The sequence below is a fragment of the Limosilactobacillus viscerum genome (assembly GCF_947387525.1).
GTDB lineage: Bacteria > Bacillota > Bacilli > Lactobacillales > Lactobacillaceae > Limosilactobacillus > Limosilactobacillus viscerum.
In genome coordinates, this window is record NZ_CANDNW010000010.1 from 25,239 (window position 1) to 50,711 (window position 25,473).

Annotated in this window: 24 protein-coding genes and 1 tRNA gene; 21 read left to right on the forward strand and 4 right to left on the reverse strand. The window is 45.0% G+C overall.

What is annotated here, in order from left to right:
- The first annotated feature begins 7 nt into the window (after positions 1-7).
- From QOS07_RS04375 to QOS07_RS04400, 6 genes are all read left to right on the forward strand, one after another.
- Positions 8-2,182 (forward strand): Tex family protein, encoded by a 2,175-nt coding sequence (locus QOS07_RS04375; RefSeq protein WP_283587784.1) that lies wholly within the window; start codon positions 8-10, stop codon positions 2,180-2,182.
- Positions 2,175-2,627: a SprT family protein gene (locus QOS07_RS04380; RefSeq protein WP_283587785.1), complete on the forward strand. Its 453-nt coding sequence runs from the start codon at positions 2,175-2,177 to the stop codon at positions 2,625-2,627. Before QOS07_RS04375 ends, QOS07_RS04380 begins: the two co-directional genes overlap by 8 nt.
- A gap of 51 nt (positions 2,628-2,678) precedes the next feature.
- Positions 2,679-2,764, forward strand: a tRNA-Leu gene (locus tag QOS07_RS04385).
- Between the two features lie 143 nt (positions 2,765-2,907).
- Positions 2,908-4,857 carry a glycoside hydrolase family 2 TIM barrel-domain containing protein gene (locus QOS07_RS04390; protein WP_283587786.1) on the forward strand — a complete coding sequence of 650 codons (1,950 nt, stop codon included), beginning with the start codon at positions 2,908-2,910 and terminating at the stop codon, positions 4,855-4,857.
- Entirely contained in the window at positions 4,841-5,791 is a 951-nt protein-coding gene (locus QOS07_RS04395) for a beta-galactosidase small subunit (protein ID WP_283587787.1), read from the forward strand. Before QOS07_RS04390 ends, QOS07_RS04395 begins: the two co-directional genes overlap by 17 nt.
- Before the next feature lie 204 nt (positions 5,792-5,995).
- Complete coding sequence (locus QOS07_RS04400) at positions 5,996-8,446, forward strand: MMPL family transporter (RefSeq protein ID WP_283587788.1); 2,451 nt, start codon at positions 5,996-5,998, stop codon at positions 8,444-8,446.
- Between the two features lie 50 nt (positions 8,447-8,496).
- Here QOS07_RS04400 and QOS07_RS04405 read toward each other — a convergent pair whose 3' ends face one another.
- Entirely contained in the window at positions 8,497-10,260 is a 1,764-nt protein-coding gene (locus QOS07_RS04405; RefSeq protein ID WP_326521327.1) for a cell division protein, read from the reverse strand.
- A gap of 183 nt (positions 10,261-10,443) precedes the next feature.
- Between QOS07_RS04405 and QOS07_RS04410 the strand changes: the two genes are divergently transcribed.
- From QOS07_RS04410 to QOS07_RS04420, 3 genes are all read left to right on the forward strand, one after another.
- Positions 10,444-11,394 (forward strand): AEC family transporter, encoded by a 951-nt coding sequence (locus QOS07_RS04410; RefSeq protein ID WP_283587790.1) that lies wholly within the window; start codon positions 10,444-10,446, stop codon positions 11,392-11,394.
- Positions 11,395-11,459: 65 nt separating this feature from the next.
- Positions 11,460-12,143, forward strand: coding sequence for a 2,3-bisphosphoglycerate-dependent phosphoglycerate mutase (locus QOS07_RS04415; protein WP_283587791.1), 684 nt, complete (start codon positions 11,460-11,462; stop codon positions 12,141-12,143).
- 1 nt (position 12,144) lies between these two features.
- A complete protein-coding gene (locus tag QOS07_RS04420) occupies positions 12,145-13,011 on the forward strand; it encodes an alpha/beta hydrolase (RefSeq protein ID WP_283587792.1) in 867 nt (288 codons plus the stop codon).
- Positions 13,012-13,099: 88 nt separating this feature from the next.
- Here QOS07_RS04420 and QOS07_RS04425 read toward each other — a convergent pair whose 3' ends face one another.
- The 3 genes from QOS07_RS04425 to QOS07_RS04435 form a co-directional block, all read right to left on the reverse strand.
- Complete coding sequence (locus tag QOS07_RS04425) at positions 13,100-14,440, reverse strand: C1 family peptidase (RefSeq protein ID WP_283587793.1); 1,341 nt, start codon at positions 14,438-14,440, stop codon at positions 13,100-13,102.
- 226 nt (positions 14,441-14,666) lie between these two features.
- The gene (rpiA, locus tag QOS07_RS04430; RefSeq protein WP_283587794.1) at positions 14,667-15,350 is read right to left on the reverse strand and encodes a ribose-5-phosphate isomerase RpiA; all 684 of its coding nucleotides are present in this window, start codon (positions 15,348-15,350) and stop codon (positions 14,667-14,669) included.
- Positions 15,351-15,366: 16 nt separating this feature from the next.
- On the reverse strand, positions 15,367-15,657 hold the full coding sequence (locus QOS07_RS04435) for a GNAT family N-acetyltransferase (RefSeq protein ID WP_283587795.1): 291 nt from the start codon (positions 15,655-15,657) through the stop codon (positions 15,367-15,369).
- A 129-nt stretch (positions 15,658-15,786) separates the two neighbouring features.
- Here QOS07_RS04435 and QOS07_RS04440 point away from each other — a divergent pair, with 129 nt between their 5' ends.
- The 12 genes from QOS07_RS04440 to rplA all read left to right on the forward strand — a co-directional run bounded on the left by QOS07_RS04440 (position 15,787) and on the right by rplA (position 25,355).
- The gene (locus QOS07_RS04440) at positions 15,787-16,323 is read left to right on the forward strand and encodes a dCTP deaminase/dUTPase family protein (RefSeq protein WP_283587796.1); all 537 of its coding nucleotides are present in this window, start codon (positions 15,787-15,789) and stop codon (positions 16,321-16,323) included.
- A 14-nt stretch (positions 16,324-16,337) separates the two neighbouring features.
- Positions 16,338-17,711 (forward strand): DNA repair protein RadA, encoded by a 1,374-nt coding sequence (gene radA / locus QOS07_RS04445; protein ID WP_283587797.1) that lies wholly within the window; start codon positions 16,338-16,340, stop codon positions 17,709-17,711.
- 26 nt (positions 17,712-17,737) lie between these two features.
- Positions 17,738-18,886, forward strand: coding sequence for a PIN/TRAM domain-containing protein (locus QOS07_RS04450; protein ID WP_283587798.1), 1,149 nt, complete (start codon positions 17,738-17,740; stop codon positions 18,884-18,886).
- Between the two features lie 575 nt (positions 18,887-19,461).
- On the forward strand, positions 19,462-20,874 hold the full coding sequence (cysS, locus tag QOS07_RS04455) for a cysteine--tRNA ligase (RefSeq protein ID WP_283587799.1): 1,413 nt from the start codon (positions 19,462-19,464) through the stop codon (positions 20,872-20,874).
- Positions 20,875-20,887: 13 nt separating this feature from the next.
- Entirely contained in the window at positions 20,888-21,301 is a 414-nt protein-coding gene (locus tag QOS07_RS04460) for a Mini-ribonuclease 3 (RefSeq protein WP_283587800.1), read from the forward strand.
- Positions 21,291-22,037, forward strand: a complete 747-nt coding sequence (rlmB, locus tag QOS07_RS04465) for a 23S rRNA (guanosine(2251)-2'-O)-methyltransferase RlmB (RefSeq protein ID WP_283587801.1) — start codon at positions 21,291-21,293, stop codon at positions 22,035-22,037. Before QOS07_RS04460 ends, rlmB begins: the two co-directional genes overlap by 11 nt.
- Positions 22,038-22,377: 340 nt before the next feature.
- Entirely contained in the window at positions 22,378-22,956 is a 579-nt protein-coding gene (locus tag QOS07_RS04470) for an RNA polymerase sigma factor (RefSeq protein WP_283587802.1), read from the forward strand.
- A gap of 73 nt (positions 22,957-23,029) precedes the next feature.
- Positions 23,030-23,179 (forward strand): 50S ribosomal protein L33, encoded by a 150-nt coding sequence (rpmG, locus tag QOS07_RS04475; RefSeq protein WP_283587803.1) that lies wholly within the window; start codon positions 23,030-23,032, stop codon positions 23,177-23,179.
- Positions 23,180-23,191: 12 nt separating this feature from the next.
- Positions 23,192-23,368: a preprotein translocase subunit SecE gene (gene secE, locus QOS07_RS04480; protein ID WP_283587804.1), complete on the forward strand. Its 177-nt coding sequence runs from the start codon at positions 23,192-23,194 to the stop codon at positions 23,366-23,368.
- Between the two features lie 103 nt (positions 23,369-23,471).
- Positions 23,472-24,017, forward strand: a complete 546-nt coding sequence (nusG, locus tag QOS07_RS04485; RefSeq protein WP_283587805.1) for a transcription termination/antitermination protein NusG — start codon at positions 23,472-23,474, stop codon at positions 24,015-24,017.
- A 122-nt stretch (positions 24,018-24,139) separates the two neighbouring features.
- Positions 24,140-24,565 (forward strand): 50S ribosomal protein L11, encoded by a 426-nt coding sequence (gene rplK / locus QOS07_RS04490; RefSeq protein ID WP_222258981.1) that lies wholly within the window; start codon positions 24,140-24,142, stop codon positions 24,563-24,565.
- Positions 24,566-24,659: 94 nt separating this feature from the next.
- On the forward strand, positions 24,660-25,355 hold the full coding sequence (gene rplA / locus QOS07_RS04495; RefSeq protein WP_283587806.1) for a 50S ribosomal protein L1: 696 nt from the start codon (positions 24,660-24,662) through the stop codon (positions 25,353-25,355).
- The last annotated feature ends 118 nt before the right edge of the window (positions 25,356-25,473 follow it).

Sequence of the window (25,473 nt, forward strand, 5' to 3'; positions counted from 1 at the left end):
GGATTTAATGGATCAACAAACAGTTCAATTAGTTAGCCAGCAATTACCAAAACTGCGCCAAAAGCAGGTTGAAGCAGCTTTAAAGTTAATGGATGAGGGAAATACGATCCCCTTTATTGCCCGTTACCGGAAGGAAATGACGGGTACCCTGGATGAAGTTCAGCTACAAGAGATCCGTGATGAGTACCACCATGTGACCAGCCTGCGTGAACGCCAAGAGACGGTTATTAACAAGATTAATGAGCAAGGAAAGCTGACCCCAGCACTGGAGAAGCAAATCAAAGAAGCTACCGACTTACAAACGGTGGAGGACTTATACCTTCCTTATAAGCAAAAGCGGCAGACCAAGGCTCAAAAGGCAAAGGCCCATGGCTTAGCTCCACTTGCCAACTGGTTGTTAACCTATCCTGATGGCGACTTACAAGCAAAGGCGGCCGAGTTTGTTAACGATGACGTTGCTGACGCTGAGGTAGCATTAACCGGTGCCCATGAAATTTTGGCGGAGGCAATCAGTGAAATGGTAACGGTCCGGGCCTGGCTCCGGAATTACACCACCAACCATGGTAAGCTTGTTACCACGGTTAAGAAAGGTGGCGAGGAGAAGGACGAACTGAAAACTTACAAGCAGTACTACGACTTCGCGAGTCCAGTTAAGGACCTTAGCTCATACCAAGTTCTGGCGATTAACCGTGGGGAAAAGGAAGATGTGCTGAGTGTTAAGGTGGCAGTCGATGAGGCAGCAGTCCTTAACTACCTCAAGTTCCGCCTTATCCGCACTAGCAAGAAAAATGATGCCACTGCCTTTATTGAAGAAGCAGCTGCTGATTCTTACAAGCGTTTCTTAGGACCATCGATTGAGCGGGAAATCCGCCGGCAGTTAACAGATGATGCTGACCAGCAGGCAATTAAAGTCTTTGGTGAAAACCTCTACCACTTACTAATGCAGGCTCCAATCAAGGGGAAGGTTGTTCTTGGCTTTGACCCGGCTTACCGGACTGGTTGCAAGCTAGCGGTCCTTGATGAAAATGGTAAGTTTTTGACCAAGGCAGTTATTTATCCCCACAAGCCGGCACCCGAGAAACAGCGGGCAGCAGCCGAGGGTGAATTCCTAGACTTGTTGGAAAAATACCACGTTGAGATGATCGCTATTGGTAACGGTACCGCAAGCCGCGAATCGGAACAATTTGTTGCGGCGGCCTTGAAGAAGGTTAACCGGCCAATTTACTACGTGATCGTCAATGAAGCGGGGGCATCAGTTTATTCTGCTAGTCAGGAGGCCCGTGATGAGTTTCCCGACCTTCATGTTGAACAGCGGAGTGCCATCAGTATCGGGCGCCGCCTCCAGGACCCACTGGCGGAACTGGTTAAGATTGACCCACAATCAATTGGGGTTGGCCAATACCAGCATGATTTACCAAAAAAGGAGTTAAGCGGTGAACTTGATGCAGTGGTTGAACGGGCCGTTAACCGGGTTGGTGTTAACCTCAACACGGCTAGTTACCAGCTATTGACTCAGATTTCTGGTCTGAATAAGACGATTGCGAAAAATATCGTTAAGTATCGTGATGATAATGGTCGTTACACCAACCGCAAGCAATTAAAAGACGTTCCACGCTTGGGTCCCAAAGCCTACCAGCAGTCTGTTGGTTTCCTACGAATTGTTAATGGGGAGAACCCGCTGGATAACACTGACGTTCACCCAGAAAGTTACCCAATTGCGGCTAAGATGATGGAAGAAGCTGACGTTGCAGTTGCTGATCTGGGGACGCCCGCAGCAACCAAGCGGCTAAAGAAGCTAAATATCGCCGACTTTACTACTGATAAAGCTGGTGAAGCAACGGTTAATGACATTGTTGACTCCCTGCAAAAGCCTGGCCGGGACCTTCGTGATTCGATGCCTGCACCACTACTACGCCATGACGTAATGACGATTGAAGACCTTAAACCGGGGATGCAGCTTCAGGGGACAGTTCGGAACGTCGTTGACTTCGGCGCCTTTGTTGACATTGGCGTTAAGCATGATGGGTTAGTTCACATTTCTAAGATGACAAAGAAATTTACTAAGGACCCACGTACGGTAGTTTCGGTTGGTGACATTGTTGATGTATGGATTGACAGTGTTGACCTTAAGCGGCAACGGATTCAGCTGACAATGCTCAAGCCAGCGGATGCTGATGACTAATGAAGAGTTGCAAGCACTAACTGAAAAGTGGTCGTTAGAGTACTTTAACCGTCCATTTAAGCACCGTGTTTTCTTCAACCGGCGATTACGGACGACGGGCGGTCGTTACCATTTGGATGATGGCCATATTGATATTAATCCCTTAATGTACACGGAATTTAGCCTAAATGACTTAAAAAAGGTGGTTCTTCATGAACTGTGTCATTACCACCTTCACCAGACGGGACAGGATTACCGTCACCGGAGCAGAGCGTTTAGGACACTACTAGCGCAAGTAGGTGGTTCACGGTATGCACCGGCAACCAGTAAGGCGCAGCCCCGGCGGCGTTACCGGTGGATTTACCAGTGTACTGGGTGTGGAATTATCATTGGTCGCCAACGCCGGTTTAACACCCGCCGTTACGTATGCCGCCGGTGTGGACAACATTTTCGGTTAAAAAATTAAAAAAAGTACTTGTCAACAAGTAGGTGTCTTGATATAATACTATTTGTTGATGCGGCCATGGCGGAATTGGCAGACGCGTAAGATTAAGGATCTTATGGTCGTTTTAGACCGTGGAGGTTCAAGTCCTCTTGGCCGCACTACTAAAAACGTTCGACTAGTTTTCTAGTCGGGCGTTTTTTTAATTTCTTAATTTTACTAAAATTAAGAAAAGTTTACTATCTTCATCAAAATGAAAGCGCTATACTTTAACTGTACAGTTTTGATGAGGAGGTTTTCTTTAATGGATGCAGATATCAAATGGTTAGATGATCCGGAGACATTCCGGGTCAACCAATTGCCGGCGCATAGTGATCACCGCTTTTATGGTAACTATGCGGAGTGGGCACACCATGCCAGTCGATTTGTTCAATCATTGGATGGCCAGTGGCAATTCAAATTTGCCAATACCCCGGCAGAACGGCAACCGGAATTTTATAATCCTGCCCTTGATTGCAGTGATTTTGATGAGATTGCGGTTCCCAGTGAAATTGAACTGAGTGACTACGCGCAAAATAACTATATCAATACGCTGATGCCATGGGAAGGGAAAATTTACCGTCGGCCTGCCTATGCGGTTGATGGTGAGAATAAAGAAGAAGGTTCATTCAGCCAGGGGGAAGATAATACCGTGGGAATGTACCGGAAGACGTTTGACCTTGCCCCAAGCCTCCGTGGAAAAGAAATCCGTGTCCGCTTTGAAGGGGTCGAACGGTCGATGTACCTGTGGCTAAACGGTCACTTTGTTGGTTATGCGGAAGACAGTTTTACACCATCTGAATTTGATTTAACCCCATACATCCAAGATGAAGATAACGTTATGGCGGTTGAAGTGTTTAAGAACAGTACTGCTTCCTGGATTGAAGACCAGGACATGTTCCGCTTTTCCGGGATCTTCCGTTCAGTCGAATTATTGGCACAACCAGTTACCCACGTTGAGGATATGACTATCAGGGCAACTGTTGATGATAACTACCAGGACGGACATTTCGGCCTTCAGTTACAACTCGATGGTGAAGAAGGCGGTAGTGTCCGCGTGCTGGTTAAAGATGCAGATGGTAATACCGTCGTTTCCACGGAAAAGGCGGTTGCTGAAAAAGTAACGATCGATGACGTGGCACTTCAGGGGGTTCACCTCTGGGATAATCACCATCCGTACCTCTACCAGCTGCTGGTTGAAATTCGTGATCAGCAGGGACAGTTAGTTGAACTAGTTCCATACCGTTTTGGCTTCCGGCGGATCGAGATTAATGCCGATTACGTGGTCTTGCTAAACGGCAAGCGGTTAATCATTAATGGGGTTAACCGGCACGAATGGGATGATCACCGTGGCCGGTCCGTAACCATGGCGGACATGATAAGTGACATTCGGACCTTTAAGGAAAATAACATCAACGCCGTCCGGACGTGCCACTATCCAGACCAGCTTCCGTGGTACTACCTTTGTGATGACAATGGTATTTACATGATGGCCGAAAATAACCTTGAATCGCACGCTACCTGGCAAAAGATGGGGAAAGTTGACCCATCATATAATGTGCCAGGCTCCGTTCCGCAGTGGAAAGAAGTGGTCGTTGACCGGGCACGGACTAATTACGAAACCTTCAAGAACCACACTGCAATCCTATTCTGGTCACTAGGAAATGAATCCTTTGCTGGTGATAACATTGCTGCCATGGGCCGTTTCTACAAGGAACACGATGACAGTCGATTGGTTCACTACGAAGGCGTTTGCCACACCCACGACTACAGTAAGCAAATCCCAAGTCTTGATAAGACGACTTACTTGCCAGCTGGTGGTACTAAGGACTACCGAGACCAGATTTCTGACGTTGAAAGTTGGATGTACTTACCACCAAAACAGGTTGAAGAATACCTAAAGAACAATCCAGACAAGCCGTTCATGGAGTGCGAGTATATGCATGACATGGGTAATTCTGATGGTGGAATGGGTTCATACATTGAACTACTAGATAAGTACCCACAATACTTTGGTGGCTTTATCTGGGACTTTATTGATCAAGCCCTCCAGGTTAAGGACCCCGTTAGTGGGAAAATGGTAATGCGTTATGGTGGCGACTTCGATGACCGTCACTCTGACTATGAATTTTCAGGCGATGGCTTGATGTTCGCTGACCGGACACCAAAGCCGGCAATGCAGGAGGTACGGTACTACTATGGCTTACACAAATAAATTACACGTTATCTATGGTGACGGGTCACTCGGTGTTGGTGGCGATGGTTTTCACTACATCTTTTCTTATGAACGGGGCGGCCTAGAATCATTGAAGATCAATGGCAAGGAATGGTTGTATCGGACACCGACCCCTACTTTCTGGCGGGCAACGACTGATAACGACCGGGGGAGCGGCTTTAATATTAAGTCTGCCCAGTGGTTAAGTGCCGACTGTTTCCAAAAGTGTACGGGAATTAACGTCCAGGTTGATGACCATGACTTTGCGGGGCTTCCACTTGATAATGACCATTACAGCAATGATGAGACAGCTGATCAGGTGGTTATTACTTATACCTTTGCAACTTTGACGGTTCCATCAACCACGGTAACGGTTGAATATACCGTAATGGTTGGTGGCCCAATTAAGGTTCATGCCCACTATACTGGTAAGGAAGGCTTACCAGAGCTGCCAGTCTTCGGGATTCGGATGATAATGCCAAGTGCAGCGACTGGCTTTAAGTACGAGGGATTATCTGGTGAAACTTACCCTGACCGGATGGCTGGTGCCATGCACGGTACGTTTGATGTCGAAGGCTTGCCTGTTGCTAAATACTTGGTTCCCCAAGAAAATGGGATGCATATGGCAACTGACTGGGTAAATATTACCCGGGAAATTACCCAAAACAATGCAGACCACTCACAGGAACCATTTAGCATGAAGGTTGCTAAAGATCAGGATCCTTTTGCTTTTAGCTGCCTGCCATACACCGCAGAGGAACTGGAAAATGCTACTCACCTTGAAGAGTTACCATTAGAGCGGCGGACAGTTCTGGTTATCGCCGGTGCAGTTCGTGGTGTTGGTGGAATTGACAGCTGGGGTGCCGATGTTGAAAAACAATACCACATTCCAGCTGATCAAGACATCGATTTTAGCTTCATTTTGAATGCATAATAAGATAATTATTGAAGGGAATGTCACCCATTTAATGTGGTTGCGACATCCCTTTTTTATTGAATAAAAGTAAGCCAATTAAGCGTTTTCTGTTCATCTTTACGACAAATGAGCGAAAATGTTGCTTGAAACTACACCTTTCCAAGTTTTAGAATTTAATCGTTTCATTATAAGAATTTTTAAGGAAAGGAAGTAGCAGAGAGCTTGAAGAAATTATTCCATAACCACTTTTTTGCATTGCTCGCGTGGGTTGTAATCCTTGTGATCTCACTGGTTGCACTACCAGACGTCAACCAGTTAACCCGTTCTCACTCGCAGATTACTTTGCCAAAGAGCACCCAAAGCCAGATTGCTCAAACAATCCAACAGAAGCATTGGGGTCATCACGTCAACAATACCTATCAGGTTGTTGCTGTTTTTAATAATGGTGACAAGAAGATGTCTACCAAGGACCAGGAAAATGTCCAAAAGACGATCAACCACTTGCAAAAACATGAGGACAAGTATGGTATTAAAGCTATCATGGGGCCAAATGACAATGCGGCAACCCGGAAGCAACTGATTTCAAAGGACAAGTCGACGGAACTGGTTCAGTTGAATATCAGCAAGAAGCATGGGACGCTTCAACAAATCAATAACCAGTTATCTTCAGCCGTTAAGACTAACGGGGTGAAAACCTACATTACTGGTGCTGATATCTTAAATGATGACTTTTCTGGTGCGGTTCAACAGGGGATCAAGAAGACCGAAGTTATTTCCGTTATCTTTATCTTCGTCGTTTTGCTGATTGTTTTCCGTTCACTAATCACACCGTTGATCTCCCTCCTCATGGTCGGGATTTCCTTCTTAACGTCATTTAGTATCGTTACTAACTTGGTTGATAAGTTTAACTTCCCATTCTCTAACTTTACCCAAGTCTTTATGATCATTGTGCTGTTTGGGATTGGGACCGACTATAACATTCTCTTGTACAACCACTTCAAGGAAAACCTTGGAAAAGGGATGGAAAAGTGGGAAGCAACAAAGGATGCCCAACGCAAGGCTGGCCGGACAATTCTATATTCTGGTTTCTCGCTTTTAATTGGGTTTACTTCACTGGGACTTGCCAGCTTCTCAGTCTACCAGTCAGCTGTTGGGGTCGCCGTTGGGGTTGCCGTTTTACTGGTTGTTCTCTTAACGCTAAACCCATTTTTTATGGCAGTTTTAGGCAAGAAAATGTTCTGGCCGGACAAGCGGTTCACTGGTGAATCTAACAGTAAGATTTGGCACCGGATGGCTAATAACTCAGTTCACCACCCAATTGTCAGCCTGATCCTCGTATTTATTATCTTGTTGCCAATCGGCCTTTCTTACAAGAACCACCTCAACTACAACGATGCGGATGAAATTAGCAATTCGACTCCTTCTAAGAAGGGGTTCAATGTCGTTGAGGACCACTTCTCAAAAGGGACGGCTGAACCAGTTACTGTCTACATTAAGTCCAACCACCGTTTGGATAACGAAAAGGACCTCTTGTTGATTGACCGCCTTACGAACCAGTTGAAGGGAAGCAAGGATGTCAAAACTGTTACTTCCGTTACCCAACCGGCTGGTTCAAAGGTTAGCCAACTCTACGTGAATAACCAATTGAAACAGTTAACTGGTCAGCTTGGTACAGCACAAAGCAGTTTGTCACAACTGACTTCCGGGATGGCTAGCCAAGCTGCAATGCAGTCAGCATCGATGGGTGCAGCTGGTGCATCGGCAATGGCTCAACAACAAGCAATGATGTCTGGAATGGGGCAGATGACTTCTGGCCTTCAACAGGGTGGCGACTACCTAACCGGTTTGCAAAACTCTGCTGCTGGGAATACCTTCTACATCCCACAGAACCAAATTAATAATCCAGAATTCCAACAATCAATGAATACTTACTTGTCACAAGATAAGAAGACGGCACAGATTACGGTTATCCTTAATTCAAACCCTAGTGGCAGCCGGGCAACTAATGCGGTTAGCTCCTTAACTAATGTTGCTAAGTACTCGTTAAAGGGAACGAACTTGAATAAGGCAACAGTGGTTGTCGGTGGCCAGAGTTCCAAGATTAACGACACCAAGAATGTTGCCGGTGGTGACTTTGTCCGGACGGCAATTATTATGATTGTCGGAATTGGTCTGGCACTGATTTTTGTTACCCGGTCGCTACTGCAACCAGTTTATATTTTGGGAACGCTGGTTACTGCCTACCTGGCTTCCTTGTCGTTTACTCATGTCTTAACCCGGGTAATCCTTGGTCGGCCAATGTTGACGTGGAACACGCCATTCTTTAGCTTTATTATGGTGATTGCCCTTGGGGTGGACTACAGTATTTTCCTGATGATGCGGTACCGGAATACTGATAACAATAAGTACCTGCCAACGGAGCGGATTGTAATGGCCGCTTCGGCAATCGGGACTGTTGTTATTTCGGCCGCCATCATCCTGAGTGGTACGTTTGCATCATTGATCCCGTCTGGAATTCCAACGCTGATCGAAGTTGCAATGGTCGTAATTATTGGGTTAATCCTCTTGGTCATCATGATCCCAATCGTAATGCCAAGTACGATTCACTTATCCTACCCAATGCGGTCAACAATCCATGACAACCAGGAAAAGCGGAAAGCAAAAGCTGAATAGAATTATAAAAGCCTGCAAACGTCAATTAGTGACGCCTGCAGGCTTTTTTATTAAGCAGTGATAATTTCATGGCACTTTTTTGGCAACCAGCGAATACCGCGATAAGCACCGTATAGGGCAAAGATAACCAAACCGGTCAAAGAAATGATTAGCAGGGCAGTAAACCATCCGGACTGGTGGAAACTAAGAATGGCGGTATTGTGCCCCTTATGCTGGTGGACGTAAGGGGCACCGACGCATGAACGCCGGTAGTGGGTTAACTGACGTCCATTGACCGTCAGCCTTGACTCATGGTAGGTAATAACTGGTAAGCGAACCTCACCGTCCTTCTTGGCATTCCATGACAACTGGAGTCGACCACCAGGTAGGACAGTATGCTTAAAGTCATTGGTGTGGTGGATAATTTGGTTTTGGTACGCGTAGGAACAAACATATTTCTGGTTCAAATACTTCTTTGGAATCGGCAGGTAATCAGGTGCCCGCTTTTCAACCTTAAGCAGTAGTTGACCAGGATAAGCGGTATGGGTTGAACGGCGAAGACTTTTACTATTGTTGGTAACCCATGAAAGGGCAGTAGAAGTGTTCAGTACCTCATCAGATTCATAGATAGCTGTCCGTCGAAAAACAGAAGTTGTTGTTGGGATAACTACTTGAAACAGGGTGAACAATAGGAGTCCCGTTACCAACCGCAGCCGTAGCTTATCGTGCGGCTTTTCATAAATGAGTTGCTGGCAGCTTATCGCCGCTCCAGTTAGGATTAAGGGGTAGGCAATAACTGTAAGTCGGTTGGGAAATTGTAGGGTGGTCTGCAAGGCCGGGACTGCTTTCTGCATTGCTGTCCAGGGGAACCAGGTTGAACTGATAAAAAGGATAACGGCTCCCATAACGGTAACCACTGTATTAACTAACGACTTGCGAAGGTTAAAAAGAACGTAGACCAGCTGAAGGGCAAAAAAGATCCAGCAGAAGTAAATCAGGTAGTCCCGGGTACTGCTAAATTGGGAAGGCTTCAGTGAATTGATCTGCATGTCAAAGGGTGCCGGCTGGGCGATATGGTTATGCAGGTTAAGCATTAATAGTGCTCCCCACACATTACCCGTTAAGATAATTGTTCCGACCACGGCTTTACAAGTATCCCGGATCATCTGACCACGGTTGGTAGTTAAGACTAGTCCGATGATAAAAAATGGAACCAGTGTCAGCGTAAAGAAGATGGAGCTCAACAAGTGAATTTGGATGATGATGGTCATCAGTGCCATTAATGGGAGCCAGTGAACGGGGCGCTGATGGTCCTGGATCATTGTAATCCCAACCATGATGCAATAGGGCGCAAGGGCCGCTCCACATGCATTCATATTTTGCGCAAGTTCCCACCGTGGTAACCAACCAATGCACAGAAAAATCAAACTAATTAAAAGAGCAACGCGCCGGCAGGACTTAACCTTGCTGGCCAGCTGGTACATTCCAACGCCACCGATGAAATAAACTAAGAAACTAGAGATTACTTGGTAACGGAACCAGGTACCCCCTAGTAGGCCAAGGAGGATACCATTCAAGTAGGCGAATAATGGACCGTAAACGGCATTAATAATCCGACCACTCTGTTGGAAAGAATAATTGCTTTGGAAGTAGCTCCAGTTCCCTTGCTGGATCTGCTTGGCGGCATCGTAAAATCGGTTAAAGTGGAAGATTGAATCAGTCCCCAGAATTACCCCGTGTGAAATAATTTGCGGATACATGATAATATATGTCATCACTGCAATTGCGAGGTAGGGCAAGGCCCAGTTGATAATTTTTTTACTCTTCTCTTTCATCATTCATCTCTCTTTTTGTACGATAGAATTTAAAACAATTATTTTCATTATAATCCATTCGTTACTGAAAAGGGCGAAGAATATTGAAAGGTTTTACTGGAAAAAGAAGTGAAAACAGTAATTCCGTCCCTGGTTTCATGTTGTAAAATAGAAACTAACTTTTACGAGAAAGCAGATGGGTAAATGTTATCAATTTTTCTTTCGGCAATTTCTGGAGTGCTGATTATTTTGATCATGGTCGTAGTCGGCTTCGTAATGAATGAGCGGGGCTGGTTCAATGAGCAGTCACCGAAAATTATTTCACGTTTGGTGACGCAGGTATCGTTGCCGTGCTACATGGTCACGACCATCATGCATGACTTTTCTGCCAACCAACTGAAAACGCTGCTGCCGGACCTCCGTTATCCAGTAATTTCAATGCTGATCCTTTTTGCCTTGTCCTTTGCGGTTGCACGGGCAATCGGAATTAAGCGGTCGCACATTGGTCTTTTTTCATCAATGTTCTTTAATTCCAATACTGTCTTCATTGGCCTGCCGATTAACCTGGCACTTTTTGGCAGTTCATCAATTCCATATGTTCTGGTGTACTACATGGCCAACACCACTTTCTTCTGGACACTAGGTGTGTGGTTAATTCAAAAGGACGGGGTGCATGAAGCGAAAATCGACCCGTTAACTGCTATTAAGAAGCTCTTTTCACCACCACTACTTGGTTTTATCCTGGGGGTAATCCTGGTAATACTCCATGTTAGCTTACCTAAATTCATTATGAGTGACCTGTCATATATTGGTGCATTGACGATCCCAATGTCGATGATTTTCATTGGGATTGCGATTTCCAATGCTGGCCTTAGTCGGATGCGCCTTTCACGGGATGCCTGGGGAATTCTGCTCGGTCGTTTTCTCTTTGCTCCAGCCCTAATGGCATTGCTTGTTTTGCCAAGCTCAATGTCACCCCTGATGAAGCAGGTCTTTATTTTACAGGCAGCCATGCCCGTGATGACTAATGCGCCGGTTGTTTCTAAGCTCTACCATGCGGATTCAAGCTATGCCGCCATCATGGTTACCGAAACCACGGTTCTCAGTGTTATCGTCATCCCAATTTTAATGGTAATTATTAAGACATTCCTGTAGGAAAAGTTTGATAATTTCCCGGGAAATACGCTATCATTAAAGTGGCAAAAGGGAGTGCAATATTAATGGTAAACTTAGTAATCGTGCGTCATGGACAAAGTCAGGCTAACCGGGATAATATTTTTACCGGTTGGACTGATGTCCCATTAACTGATAAGGGAATTGAACAGGGAATTGCTGTTGGTAAGGCATTGAAGAAGACTGGTATCTTATTTAGCGATGCTAATACTTCCTATATGTCCCGGGCCATCAAAACTACCAACATTATTTTGGATGAGATTGACCAATTGTACATTCCAATCCATAAAACTTGGCGGTTAAATGAACGGCATTACGGAGCACTTTCCGGTCGGAACAAGGCGGTCGTTAAAGAAGAAGTTGGTGCCGACCAACTCCACCGCTGGCGGCGCGGCTATACGGAGGTACCACCGCAATTGACCGAACGGCAACATGACCGGCGCTATGACCGTCTTGGGATTGAGATGCCGCTCAGTGAAAGTTTGGCAATGACTCAAAAGCGGTTACTGCCATTCTGGGAAGACCAGGTAGCACCACGTCTTCTTGATGGTAAGAACCAGTTGATTGTTGCCCACGGCAGTTCTTTGCGGGCACTGATTAAGTACCTTGATAAGATTCCTGATGATGAGATTGATCAGGTTGAAGTGCCAAACGGCAAACCGATCTGGTACCAGTTTGATGAACACTTACAGGTCAAAAATAAAACATTTATAACAATGGATGGTGAATAGGATGTCAATTCATGAAATCGAAAACAATCCCCAGTTAAAGGGGCAGGTGCGGTTAATCGACAACGTTACCTATGCAGCGGTTGATGGCCGTCCCCTAAAAATGGCGCTGCTGGAGCCATGGACGCAACGCTTCCCACTCAAGTACCATCCCGAACCACGGCCACTGATTGTCTTTGTGCAGGGAAGTTCCTGGCGGGTTGGCAAGATGGGAGAAGAAATTCCACAACTGGTGCGGTTTGTAAAGGCCGGATACGTGGTGGCAACTGTCCAGCACCGGAATACACTAGATGGTTATCCATTCCCTGCCTTTCTTGAAGATGTTAGGACTGCAATTCGCTACCTTCGTCGGCGGGCAATAAAATTCGCAATTGATCCGGACCGGGTTGCTATTTGGGGAACTTCGTCCGGGGCAAATGCGGCAATGCTAGTGGCCTTGACGGGTGATGACCCGCGGTATGCAGGGCACCTGTACCGGACTGAATCTGACCGGGTGAATGCCGTAGTTAGTTGCTTTGCTCCAATGGATATTGAGGATACGTTCGACTATACTGCTGCGGTGCCCGGAAGCGAGTTGCTAAAGTTCTGCCTGCTGGGGATGGATAAGCAAAAGTGGCCCACGATTGAGAAAGAAATGAGCCCACTATACCAGGTAAAGTCAGGACAGGAGTATCCACCATTCTTGCTCTTGCACGGTGATGCTGACAAGGTGGTCCCTTACCACCAAATGGAAGATATGTACCATAAGCTGGATGAAGAAGGATACGATGTTGAGGCTTACCGGGTTAAGGGTGCAAACCATGAAAAGGACTTTTGGAGTGATCGGGTTTACCAGATCGTTCAAGATTTCCTTGACCGGACAGTTAAGTGATTTGACTGAGATTAGCATATAAAAAAGCAGCGATGAAAAGAAGCCATTTTCGTCTTCTTTCCATCGCTGCTTTTTAATTCTTTATACCTTAAGCTAACGTTCCCATTGGGTCCCACGGCTTGAGCACAATCGGATCTTGTGCTTGTTCCTTAAGAAGCTTATCGGACAGGTACTTCTTGTTAATAACAATTTGGAAGCAGTACTTGTCCATCCATTCATCGCTCATTACAAAGTAGCCCTTGTGGCCAACCTTGTTTCCCCATGAGTTTTCAACCTTCCACTTAGTTGGTTGACCATCAACTAGGTCGACACCAGTCAATACCATTGCGTGGTCCATCATGCTTTGACCATAGTCCAACATGTCTGCCTTAGACATATCAAGGTCAACGTCAAATAATTCATCGTATTTGTAAGTGTTGAGGGCCATGATACCAAGCTTGGTTTCAGAATACTTTACCACGTCGGAACCGAACCAGACACTTTCGCCGGCTTTAAGCTGGTCAATAGCGAGCTGCTTAAATTCATCCATTGGCAGGTTTAGGTGCTTGATTTGCCGACCGCCGACAACATTTCCTAACATGTCGATGGTGTAAGTTCGGTGGTATTCCTTGTCATCAGTCGGTGCTTGAATGATGGAAACATAATCATCAAGGTTCCAGCCAACGTACTTCTTAAAGAATTCCAGTGGTGTAATGTTAGCATCACGGTGGTATTCATTATTCTTCTTTGTCCGGTATTCAAAATCAAAGTGGGTAGCTGGTTCACCAAAGGCGTAGGCTAAAATCCGGTAGACTTCATTAAGCATCTTTTGCCGGGCAGCGTCTAATTCCTTGTCACTAGCCTGATCATCGTTGACCATCTTTCGTAAGATAACAGCATCATGACGGAGCTTGTTATTTAAGACATCATTAATTCCACGGGAATTACTAGAGTTGAATGATTCCGGCATTGCAGACTTTGGCATTACTCCGTACTTAGAAATTAATGCACAGAGCATGTCCCACTGACCACCATCGCTTTGGGGAGCAGCCATCAACCAGGAAACTTTCCGGCTGTCAGCAGCCTTATTGGCGGTCTTAATGACGTTTTCGTAGAAGTAGTTGGCCTTTTCAAACTTGTCCCAGAAGAACTGGTAAGATTGGGAAAGTTCAAAATCATCTGGCAGGTTAAACTTAGCTTGCATGTCGTGACGCATGGTGTTTAATGCGGCAAACATCCAGCAGCGACCAGATTGCTTTTGGTCAGCAACGTTCCCTGTCTTCAGGTCGATTGAAAAATGGGGAGTGTCATCGGCAATGGAGTGCCAGTCAAAACTAGCATTGCGAACACCGTTCTTGGTGACGGTTCGCTCTAAGACCTTACTATCGCGACGGCTGTTGTAGTCAGCACGAAAGTTGGCAATATCATCATTTGAAATTGAAAAACTCATGGACTGAATCCTCCTTAAGATTGTTAATTACTATTATAAAGCAAAGGGGGGTGTGACAAAACCACTTAGTCCTGTCACACCCTTATTTTAGTTCTTAATATTACACAATAATCACGGGAAAAAATAAGTCCCGTAAGGCTAAACGAGGACAAACGCCGACCCATTTTCTGTGCCAACAGCTATTTTCGTTTACCTATCGGGACTTTAAGAAATTTCCAGCTTCTTTTTAACGGGCATGCAATACCTTTGGACCATCCTCAGTACCAACGATGACATCGTTAACCCGGTTTAAGAAGAGACCACTTTCAACGACCCCAACCATGTGGATGAGTTCGTCTGCTAGTTGCATTGGGTGGTCAATTTCACCAAGGTGGAGGTCGATGATGTAGTTCTTTTCATCAGTTAAGAACTTTTGGTCGCCATCCATCCGCCAGCTTGGCTTGTAACCCTTCTTCTCCATCCGGTTAAATACCAACTGGGCACCAAATGGGATTACTTCAACCGGCAATGGGAACTTGCCTAACTTGTGGACTAACTTGCTTTGATCCACAATCCAAATCTTTTTATCAGAGGCGTTAGCAACGATCTTTTCCCAAAGAAGGGCGCCACCGCCACCCTTAATACCTTGGAAGTCATCACTGACTTCATCGGCACCGTCGATGCACAAGTCGATGTGGTCGACATCATCAATATCCTTAATGGTGATGCCCAAATCACGGGCCTGTTTGGCGGTCCGACTAGAAGTGGTAACCCCCACAATATCAGTCAGGTTGCCTTCCTTGATTTGCTTACCAAGTTCATCAACCATGTAACGGACCGTGGAACCAGTCCCTAGTCCAACGATCATCCCTGACTTAATGTACTTAACTGATTCTTTACCAGTTTGCGCCTTCAATTCGTCTTGATTCATTAAGAAAAAATCCCCCTTAATCCATCCGGTCTTCCGGCAATAGTAATTCTTGGTATTCAGGATGTTTCTGGAATGCGACCTTAGCGTAAGGACACATTAACTTAACCGTCAAATCTTGTTCCTTTGCATACTTAACGAACTCTTTAACCAACTTACCGGCGATCCCTTGTCCCCGGAAGTCAGGGTTAACAAATACTCGTTCAACGACAACTCGGCCGTCACTCAATGGTGGAAAAGTAATTTCACCGATCAGCGGGTGCGACTTGTCTTGTGCAATAATCCGATTTCCATCAACTTTAAATTCCATTATAATCACATCCATTCAAAGTTAATTTTCGATAAAGTCATCCGAAAAGTCAAGCGAACTAATACCATTAGAATTTAATCTATCCTATAATATTAAGATAGCATTTAAAGCAGACGAGGTGAATAAAAAGTGCAACGTGGATTTGAAATAATTTCGGCGAAAAAGGATCAAGGGTTACGGCTACCAAAACGCCAAACAGCACAGGCGGCAGGATATGATTTTGAAGCATCAGAGGACTTTACCCTGCCATCAATCTGGAAGGGTAATTTCATCAAGGCATTATGGACATTGCACCAGCAAAAGAAGTTGACTGATGACGATTACCAAAGTGCGGATGCTTGTTTAAAACCGTATTTAGTACCTACCGGGATTAAAGCCTACATGCAGGAAAATGAATTTTTGCTGTTGGCTAACCGGTCTAGTGGTCCGCTGAAACGCCGACTAATCCTACCAAATGGGATTGGCATTGTTGATGCAGACTATTACAACAATGAGGGCAATGAAGGGGAAATCTTTTTCCAGCTAATTAACTTTGGCCTCCGCGACTACCACATTAAAAAGGGTGAACGGATTGGCCAGGGGATCTTCATGCCCTTCTTAACGGCAGATGGTGAAGAAGAACCCCATGCCCAACGAAAAGGCGGCTTCGGTTCAACGAAAAAGTAAGGGGAAGTTAGTACATGGCAAAGGTGAGAACACAGTATGTTTGCCAAAATTGTGGTTATAATTCACCACGGTACCTAGGACGGTGTCCAAATTGTGGCGAATGGAACTCACTAGTTGAAGAACAAGTCCAACCCAAGGCTGCTGCCACTAAGCGGGCAACTACGACGCTGACGGGGTTGATTGCTAAGCCACAAAAAATTAATGAAATTAACGCAAAGGAAACACCACGGGTCAAGACCAAGTTAAATGAGCTTAACCGGGTACTAGGTGGAGGAATTGTGCCGGGTTCGCTGATTTTAATTGGTGGTGATCCGGGAATCGGTAAATCGACCTTGCTCCTCCAGGTGTCGGGTCAGTTGAGCGATGAACACCACCGGGTACTTTACGTTTCCGGGGAAGAAAGTGGTACGCAGATCAAGATGCGGGCTGAACGCCTGGGAGTTTTAGGGGATGACTTTTACGTTTACCCCGAGACAAACATGGATAGTATTAAGGAAACAATTCGAAATCTTAACCCCGAATACGTAATAATCGACTCTGTTCAAACAATGCAGGCGACGGATGTTAGCTCAGCAATCGGGAGCGTTTCACAGATTCGCGAAGTAACTGCGCAGTTAATGCAAATTGCGAAGAGTAATAATATTACAATCTTCGTGGTTGGCCACGTGACAAAGGGTGGTGCGCTAGCCGGCCCAAAGATTTTGGAGCACATGGTTGACACCGTCCTCTACTTTGAAGGAGACCTCCACCATACTTACCGGATCTTACGGTCAGTGAAAAACCGGTTTGGTTCAACCAATGAACTGGGGATCTTTGAGATGCATACTAACGGCTTGACCGAAGTGAAAAACCCATCAGAGATTTTTCTTGAAGAACGGCTCCAGGATGCAACCGGCTCATCAGTAGTGGTTTCTCTTGAGGGAACCCGGCCAATCCTTGTTGAAATTCAGGCATTGGTTACGCCAACCGTTTATGGAAATGCACAGCGAACTGCTACCGGTTTAAGCCGAAACAGAGTATCATTAATTATGGCGGTCCTTGAAAAGCGGGCTAATTTGATGCTGCAAAACCAGGATGCCTACCTTAAGGCAGCCGGTGGTGTTAAATTGGATGAACCCGCCATTGACTTAGCAATCGCGGTTAGCATTGCTTCTAGTTACCGTGACAAGGGAACCCGGCCAGCGGACGCGTTTGTTGGCGAAGTCGGTTTAACAGGTGAGATCCGGCGGGTTAACCGGATTGAACAGCGGGTAGCAGAAGCACAGAAACTAGGCTTTGAACGAATTTTTGTTCCGAAGAACAACCTAAAGGGGTGGAACCCACCAAGTGGAATTCAAGTAATTGGTGTTTCAACCCTGCGTGAAGCACTGCGGTTAGCTTTAGGCTAATTGATCTATTTTAAGGAGGAATGCAAATGTTAAAACGGATAATTCGTCTGATTTATCTGGTAGTTGGCGCAATGGTTGGTTTCTATTACCTACCTTTATTATGGGATATTGCTGGCTGGCAAATTAACCCGTCATTGTTGGTATTTATGGATATTGCGATTGGTGCAATTATTTTCTGGTTATTATCTTTGCTATTCGTAAACCCAACAATTAAGGTTATCCACCGGGTTGAACATGATTTGACAAGTAAGAGCCCCTTATATGTTTTCTTTGGTGCCCTATTAACAATCTTCGGGCTAGTACTGGCTGTTTTGATCTCGATTCCTTTATGGCGGACACGGATTCCAGTTGTTAATAACCTGTTACCAATTCTGTTGATGGTCGCTTTTAGTTACTATGGTTTTAAAATTGGTACCTCACGGCTTGATGATTGGAAAAAGCTAGCTGATGCCCGGCGGAATAAGGAAAACAATGGCAAAGGGGAAGTAATTAAGCAGCAAGATACTAATTACCACCACTACAAGATCTTGGATACGAACATCTTAATTGATGGGCGCATCTATGACCTGGTTAAGACTGGCTTTTTGGAAGGAACGCTGCTGGTTCCCAACTTTGTCCTTTATGAATTGCAATACATCGCGGACTCAGGAGAGAGCATTAAACGTGTTCGTGGTCGGCGTGGACTTGATATCTTAAACAAGTTACGGAAGGAAAAAATTGTTCCGATTGAGATGTACGATGGGGACTTTGAAGATATTCCGGAAGTTGACAGTAAATTGATCGCCCTTGCCAAAAAGGTTGACGGGGTAATCGTTACTGATGATTACAATTTAAATAAGGTAATCCAGTTCCAAAATGTTGACGTGCTGAACATCAATAACCTTGCTAAGTCTTTACGTCCCCGGGTAATCCCTGGTGAAACACTGAAGGTGGTTGTCGTTAAGAAAGGGACCGAACGGCAGCAGGGTGTTGCATACCTTGATGACGGAACGATGGTTGTTGTTGAAGATGGCCGTTACTTCATGAATAAGCCAATTGATGTTGAAGTAACCAGTGCCTTGCAAACTGATGCCGGTCGAATGATTTTTGCTCGTCCGCTTCACTCCAAGAAGGGGATCAATGAACAAAATCCAGACGGTGGCAAGGCAAAGGATAAAAAAGATAGTAAAAAGTAATTAGGGAAAGACTTTTATTTCTCTAAACTACGATAAACAAGGGACTGTGACAAAACTCGGTTTTGCCACAGTCCCTTGTTTTAGCTCCGAATATTACAGAGATATCGCGTGACACAACCCAGGGCCTTAGTGTCTAGCTACGGACAATCGCTAGCCCGTTCCGTGCTAACGATCGTCCTATGCTAGCCATACAGGCCCTAACCGGGGTTGTGTCACAGCTCCCTTGTTTAGTGCAGTAATTTAAAACAAAAAAAGAGATAGCCTGGGAGTGCTATCTCATTAGGGAGTATTACGATAATCTTGGGGGAGATTTCGTAAAATTATTAATTTTTCGGTTACTATTGGGAGGAGTAATTGAAAAATAATAGGTTTCATTGTGTAGTAAAGATATTCATCTTTGCTACGGTTATTATAGTAACCGTAGAATGTGAAGAAATTATGACTAAAAGGTCAAAGAATTGTAAATTGGGGTAAAAAGATTGAATTTATATCTCGTACTGAATATCTGGATGAATGTGGTAGAATTATTGAGAAGCTGGTAGCTAAGGATTTTCAAACGATGGGAGTATCTAGAAATGTTAACAATTTACAATACTTTAACGCGAAAAAAAGAAGAATTTAAACCATTACATCCTGGTGTTGTTAATATGTATGTCTGCGGTCCCACCGTTTACAACTATATCCATATTGGCAACGCGCGGAGTGCCATTGCTTTTGACACCGTTCGTCGCTACCTCGAATTTAAGGGATATAAGGTTAATTATGTTTCAAACTTTACTGATGTTGACGATAAGATGATTAAGGAAGCAAATGCAGAAGGAATCACGGTTCCTCAACTGGCTGACAAGTTTATTAAGGCGTTCATGGAAGATACTACGGCAATTAATATTGAGCCGGCAACCATGCATCCACGGGCAACGGAAAATATTCCTGAGATCATTGCTTTCGTTCAAAAGCTGATTGATAACGGCTATGCCTACGAAAGTGATGGCGATGTCTATTACCGTGCACGTAAGTTTGCTCACTATGGCCAACTCTCTGGCCAGTCAATTGATGACTTGGAAGTGGGGGCCAGCGAACATGTCAGCGAGGATGAAATTGGTAAGAAGGAAGATCCAATGGACTTTGCCCTTTGGAAGGCAGCCAAGCCTGGTGAAATCAACTGGGAATCACCATGGGGGAAGGGTCGTCCTGGTTGGCACATTGAATGCTCAGTAATGTCTACCAAGTACCTTGGCGATACACTGGATATCCATGCTGGTGGCCAGGATCTCGAATTTCCACACCACGAAAATGAAATTGCCCAAAGCGAAGCAGCAACTGGCAAGCCATTTGTTCGTTACTGGATGCACAATGGTTTTGTTACGATCGGCAAGGATAACGAAAAGATGAGTAAGTCGCTGCACAACTTTATTACTGTCCATGACATTATTAAGACAGTTGACCCACAAGTATTGCGGTTCTTCATGGCAACAACCCAGTACCGGCGGCCAATCCAGTATAGTGATGCAAACCTAACGGATGCTAAAAATAATCTTAACCATATTCAGACTGCTTATGATAACCTTACTTACCGGGAAAAGGACGCTGCAGCCGGTAATGATGAGGCAGTTGATAAGCAATTAGCTGACTTTACTGACCGCTTTATTACGGCAATGGATGATGACATTAATGTACAAAACGGGATTGCGGTCGTTTATGAACTCGTGAAGGCGGCTAATACCTATGCCCAACGGCCAACCGTCAAGCAGGGTGCCCTGCAGGCATATAAGGATAAGTTAGCACAGCTCATCAGCATTTTCGGAATCAAGCTAGTAGCGCAGGATAATGAAATTGATGATGATAAAATTAAGGCGTTAATTGAAGAACGGAATGAAGCACGGCGCAATAAGGACTTTGCCCGGAGCGACCAAATCCGTGATGAGTTAAAGAAACAAGGAATTATCCTTGAAGACACCCCACAAGGGACACGCTATAAGAAGGAGTAATTAAGAGAAAACAATGGAAGAGGCAAATTACCAGCAATTAAACGGGATCGCATTAGCGTACCTAGGAGATGCGGTGTATGAAGTATTTATCCGCCAGCATTTGCTAAGCAAGGGCCTGAGTAAGCCGACCAAGTTGCAACACTTGGCGACCCACTACGTATCTGCTAAGGCGCAAGCGGCACTGATTGATTTGATGAAGCAAGACGAACTGCTAACCGAAGAGGAGTGGTCTTACTTTAAGCGGGGTCGCAATGCAAATAGTCATACTCATGCTAAGCATACCTCGGTGTTAACCTACCGGATTTCAACCGGTTTCGAAGCCTTGATGGGCTACCTTCAATTATCTGGACAGCAGGACCGACTTGCTGAATTGGCAGAATGGTGCATCAAGCAAGTTGAGGAGGGAAAAACAAAGCATGAAAACTGAAAACACAGATTTCATTATTGGCCGGCACCCGGCAGTAATGGCACTTAAGTCCGACCAGGAAATTAATAAAGTTTTTATCCAGTCCGGGTTGAAGGCAGATGCAATTGCAGAAATTATTAAGTTAGCAAAGGAACAGCACCTGGTAATTTCAAACGTTCCCAAAAATAAACTCGACCAAATGACTGATCACCAGAACCACCAGGGGGTCGCTTTGGCGGTTGCTGCTTATCACTATGCAGATATTGATGACCTTTTTGCAAATGCGGAAAAAAAGGGTGAGGATCCCTTCTTCCTTATTTTAGATGAACTTGAGGATCCGCATAACCTGGGATCAATCATCCGGACGGCGGACGCTGCTGGTGTCCATGGAATTATCATTCCACGGCGCCGTGCAGTTGGCTTGACTTCAGTGGTGGCCAAAACCTCTACTGGTGCGCTTGAACACGTTCCGGTTGCCCGGGTAACAAACTTAGTTCAGACGGCAAAGGAGCTAAAGGACCGCGGCGTTTGGTTATTCGGCACTGATATGAAAGGAAAAGACTACCGGACCTGGGATGCACATGGCGCGGTAGCACTTGTCATTGGCAATGAAGGGAAGGGCATTTCTTCATTGTTAAAGAAAAACTGTGATGAAATGCTGACGATCCCAATGGTTGGCCACGTACAAAGCTTAAATGCAAGTGTGGCAGCGGGATTGCTAATCTATCAAGGATTTAATTCTCGTCACCCGCTATAATTTTTAAGGAGCAGGAAGACAACGTTTTGTCTTTTCCTGCTCTTTTGCTTATCAAGCAGCCAATCATTGTTAACGCTTACAAAAATCATTTCTCTAAAGGATGCTGCCGGCTAGTGTAGTAGCACAGATGCGCCATTAGCGTTCGATTGGTTGTTTTTAATCCTCCAGTGGTATGTTGTCTCGAAAAAGGTGCTTTGGTAAATTATCAACAGACGCGTGGATTTTGCAATAAACCTGCACCGAACCATGGGGAAGGCAAATACCATGGTAACGGGAATCATTATGAAAATGATTGAAAATCGTGACGGGTCAATCGCAATTATTTAGGGAGTTATTACTAATGCGTTTGGATCAAAGAAAGGCACGAGAGGTAGAAGAAAGCTTATGTAAGTTGCAAAGCGAGATGGATGAAAAGCAGTTTGAGGAGCTTTTCCGTCGCTATCAGCCACTAGTTCGAAAACTGTGGCAACGGTACTTTGTTCCGGATCTTGAGTTTGCGGACTGGGAACAGGAAGCACGGCTGGTTTTGCTAAAGGTGGTAAAGTCATACCGCGGAACCACGCCGGGACAATTTAGCGGCTTTTTAAAGCAGAGTCTGGTTAACCGAATTCTAGACTTTTACCGGGCACGGCAGGCAACGAAGCGAATTCCCGCTGGACTGATGGCTTCATTGACGGAGGATTTCAGTGATTCGCTCCGTGATAAACGCATGGGCCAGCCAGATGAGATTAGCTTTTGCCAGCAAAGCTTTCATGAACTAGTCTGTGAATGTTCATCTTTTGAACGGGAGGTTTTATATGCTATCCATCAAGGCTATTCAACTGGTGAGCTGGCCGTTGAATTAGGGTGCAGCAAGCGCAAGATTCAGAGTGCGTTGAGCCGCACCCGGATTAAGCTATTAAAAATCATGAAACAATAAGCCTAATTTGTCACCTTGCTTGCTTTCCCGTGGTCATTCGTGATAACCTTATGACTGTGTGGAGGTGTTTAGTATGTCCCAGAAAAAAGTTGCCTTGGAATGTACCAAGTGTGGTGCACGTAATTACACCATTACTGCAAACCCTCAACGGCAAGAACGTTTAGAATTACGCAAATTCTGTAAACATTGCGGGGAATATACACTTCACCGCGAAAGTAAATAGGTGGAGGCAAACATGCACTTAATTCGATTTATCAAAAGTGTTAACCATGAAATGAAGCTGGTTGTTTGGCCAACAGCAAGGGAAAATCGGCGGGACACAACAATTGTTTTGTCACTAACTATTTTCTTCATCCTGTTCTTTGCTTTATTTGACTGGTTAATTCAAACATTAATGAAACTATTTGTTTAATGATAGTGGTAAAACAAATGGTGGTCTGTTATACTAACGGTGATGAAACTTCGTGGACTGACGAAGTTTTTTTATTTTGGCAAAATTAAAAGGAGGATTCATCGTGGAATCACATGAAAAACGTTGGTATGTGTTGCATACCTACGCCGGTTACGAAAACCGGGTGAAGAGTAACTTGGAATCACGGGCCCAATCAATGGGGATGCAAGACTATATTTTCCGGGTAGTCGTTGCTGAAGAAACTGTTCGTGAAGTCAAGGATGGTAAGGCAAAGGAAGTCGTAGAAAATACCTTCCCTGGTTATGTCCTGGTTGAAATGATCATGACCGACCAAGCATGGTACATCGCTCGTAACACCCCTGGTGTAACCGGGTTCTTGGGTTCACACGGTGGTGGCTCCAAGCCAACGCCATTACTTCCGGAAGAAGTAGAACGGATCATAAAGCGGATGGGTGCTGATATCACGGTCAGTGATATCGACGTTAAGGAAGGCGACACTGTAAAGGTAATCGCTGGTCCATTTGCTGATTTGACTGGTAAGGTAACTGAGGTTGACCATGAAAAGCAAAAGTTGAAGGTTAACGTGGAAATGTTTGGCCGGGAAACTTCTGCCGAACTTGGTTTCGACCAAATTGATACCGTTGAATAATTGATTATTGAATACGACGAGTAATTGTGGTATTTTATTAAGGTATGCTATTGACATACTGTGGGAGAGGTAAATTTTCTGCCTCATCATGACCACAACACGGACTAAGGAGGTTTTGTCTCGTGGCAAAGAAAGTAGCTAACGTTGTCAAGTTGCAAATTCCTGCCGGTGCAGCAACACCAGCTCCACCAGTAGGTCCTGCACTTGGACAAGCAGGTATTAACATTATGGGCTTCACTAAGGAATTCAACGCACGGACTGCAGACCAAAAGGGTATGCTGATCCCAGTTGTAATTACTGTTTACGAAGACCGTTCATTCGACTTCATTACTAAGACGCCACCTGCTGCTGTCTTACTGAAGAAGGCCGCTGGTGTTGAACACGGTTCCGGTGAACCTAACACGAAGAAGGTTGCTAAGGTAACCAAGGATCAAGTTAAGAAAATCGCCGAAACTAAGATGCAAGATCTAAACGCAGCTGACGTTGAAGCAGCTATGCGCATGATTGAAGGTACTGCACGCAGCATGGGCTTCACTGTTGAAGACTAGTTGTTAAGCAGTCCGGATGCACTATCAAAGTAGTGTGTCTCCGTGGGAGGTATTAACTCCGCTAGACCACATTTGCAAGGAGGAAAAACACAAGATGGCTAAGAATCGTGGTAAGAAGTACCAAGATGCGCTTAAAAAGGTTGACAGCAAGAAGGAATACGCTGTTAACGACGCAGTTCAATTAGTAAAAGATATTGACTTTGCTAACTTTGACTCAACGGTTGAAGTTGCATTTAACTTAAACGTAGACACTAAGCAAGCAGACCAACAATTACGTGGTGCCATTGTTTTACCAAATGGTACTGGTAAGGACCAAACTGTTATCGTATTTGCTAACGGTGACAACGCTAAGGCTGCTGAAGAAGCCGGTGCTGACTTTGTCGGCGACGACGACTTAGTTGAAAAGATCCAAGACGGTTGGTTAGACTTTGATGTCGCAATCGCTACCCCAGACATGATGCCTAAGGTAGGTCGTTTGGGTCGGGTCCTTGGTCCTAAGGGCTTAATGCCAAACCCTAAGACTGGTACGGTTACGATGGACGTAGCTAAGGCTGTTAAGGATGCCAAGGCTGGTCAAGTTACCTACCGGACTGACCGTGATGGTAACGTTGCCGTTCCATTCGGTAAGGTATCATTCGACACTGACAAGCTGGTTGAAAACCTGAAGACTTTGGATGACATCATCGTTAAGTCTCGTCCAGCATCAGTACGTGGTACTTACATCAAGCACGCTTCAATCGCCTCAACTTTTGGCCCAAGTGTTACGCTTGATTTAACTTCATTTGAATAAAATGAAATGAGCTGACGTTTACGCGTCAGCTTTTTTTATTACGCGGTTTGTAAAATTAAGTTAGAAAAATAAAAAAGTCATTTGTGATAGACTTTTGAATAACCACAAACAAAAGTAA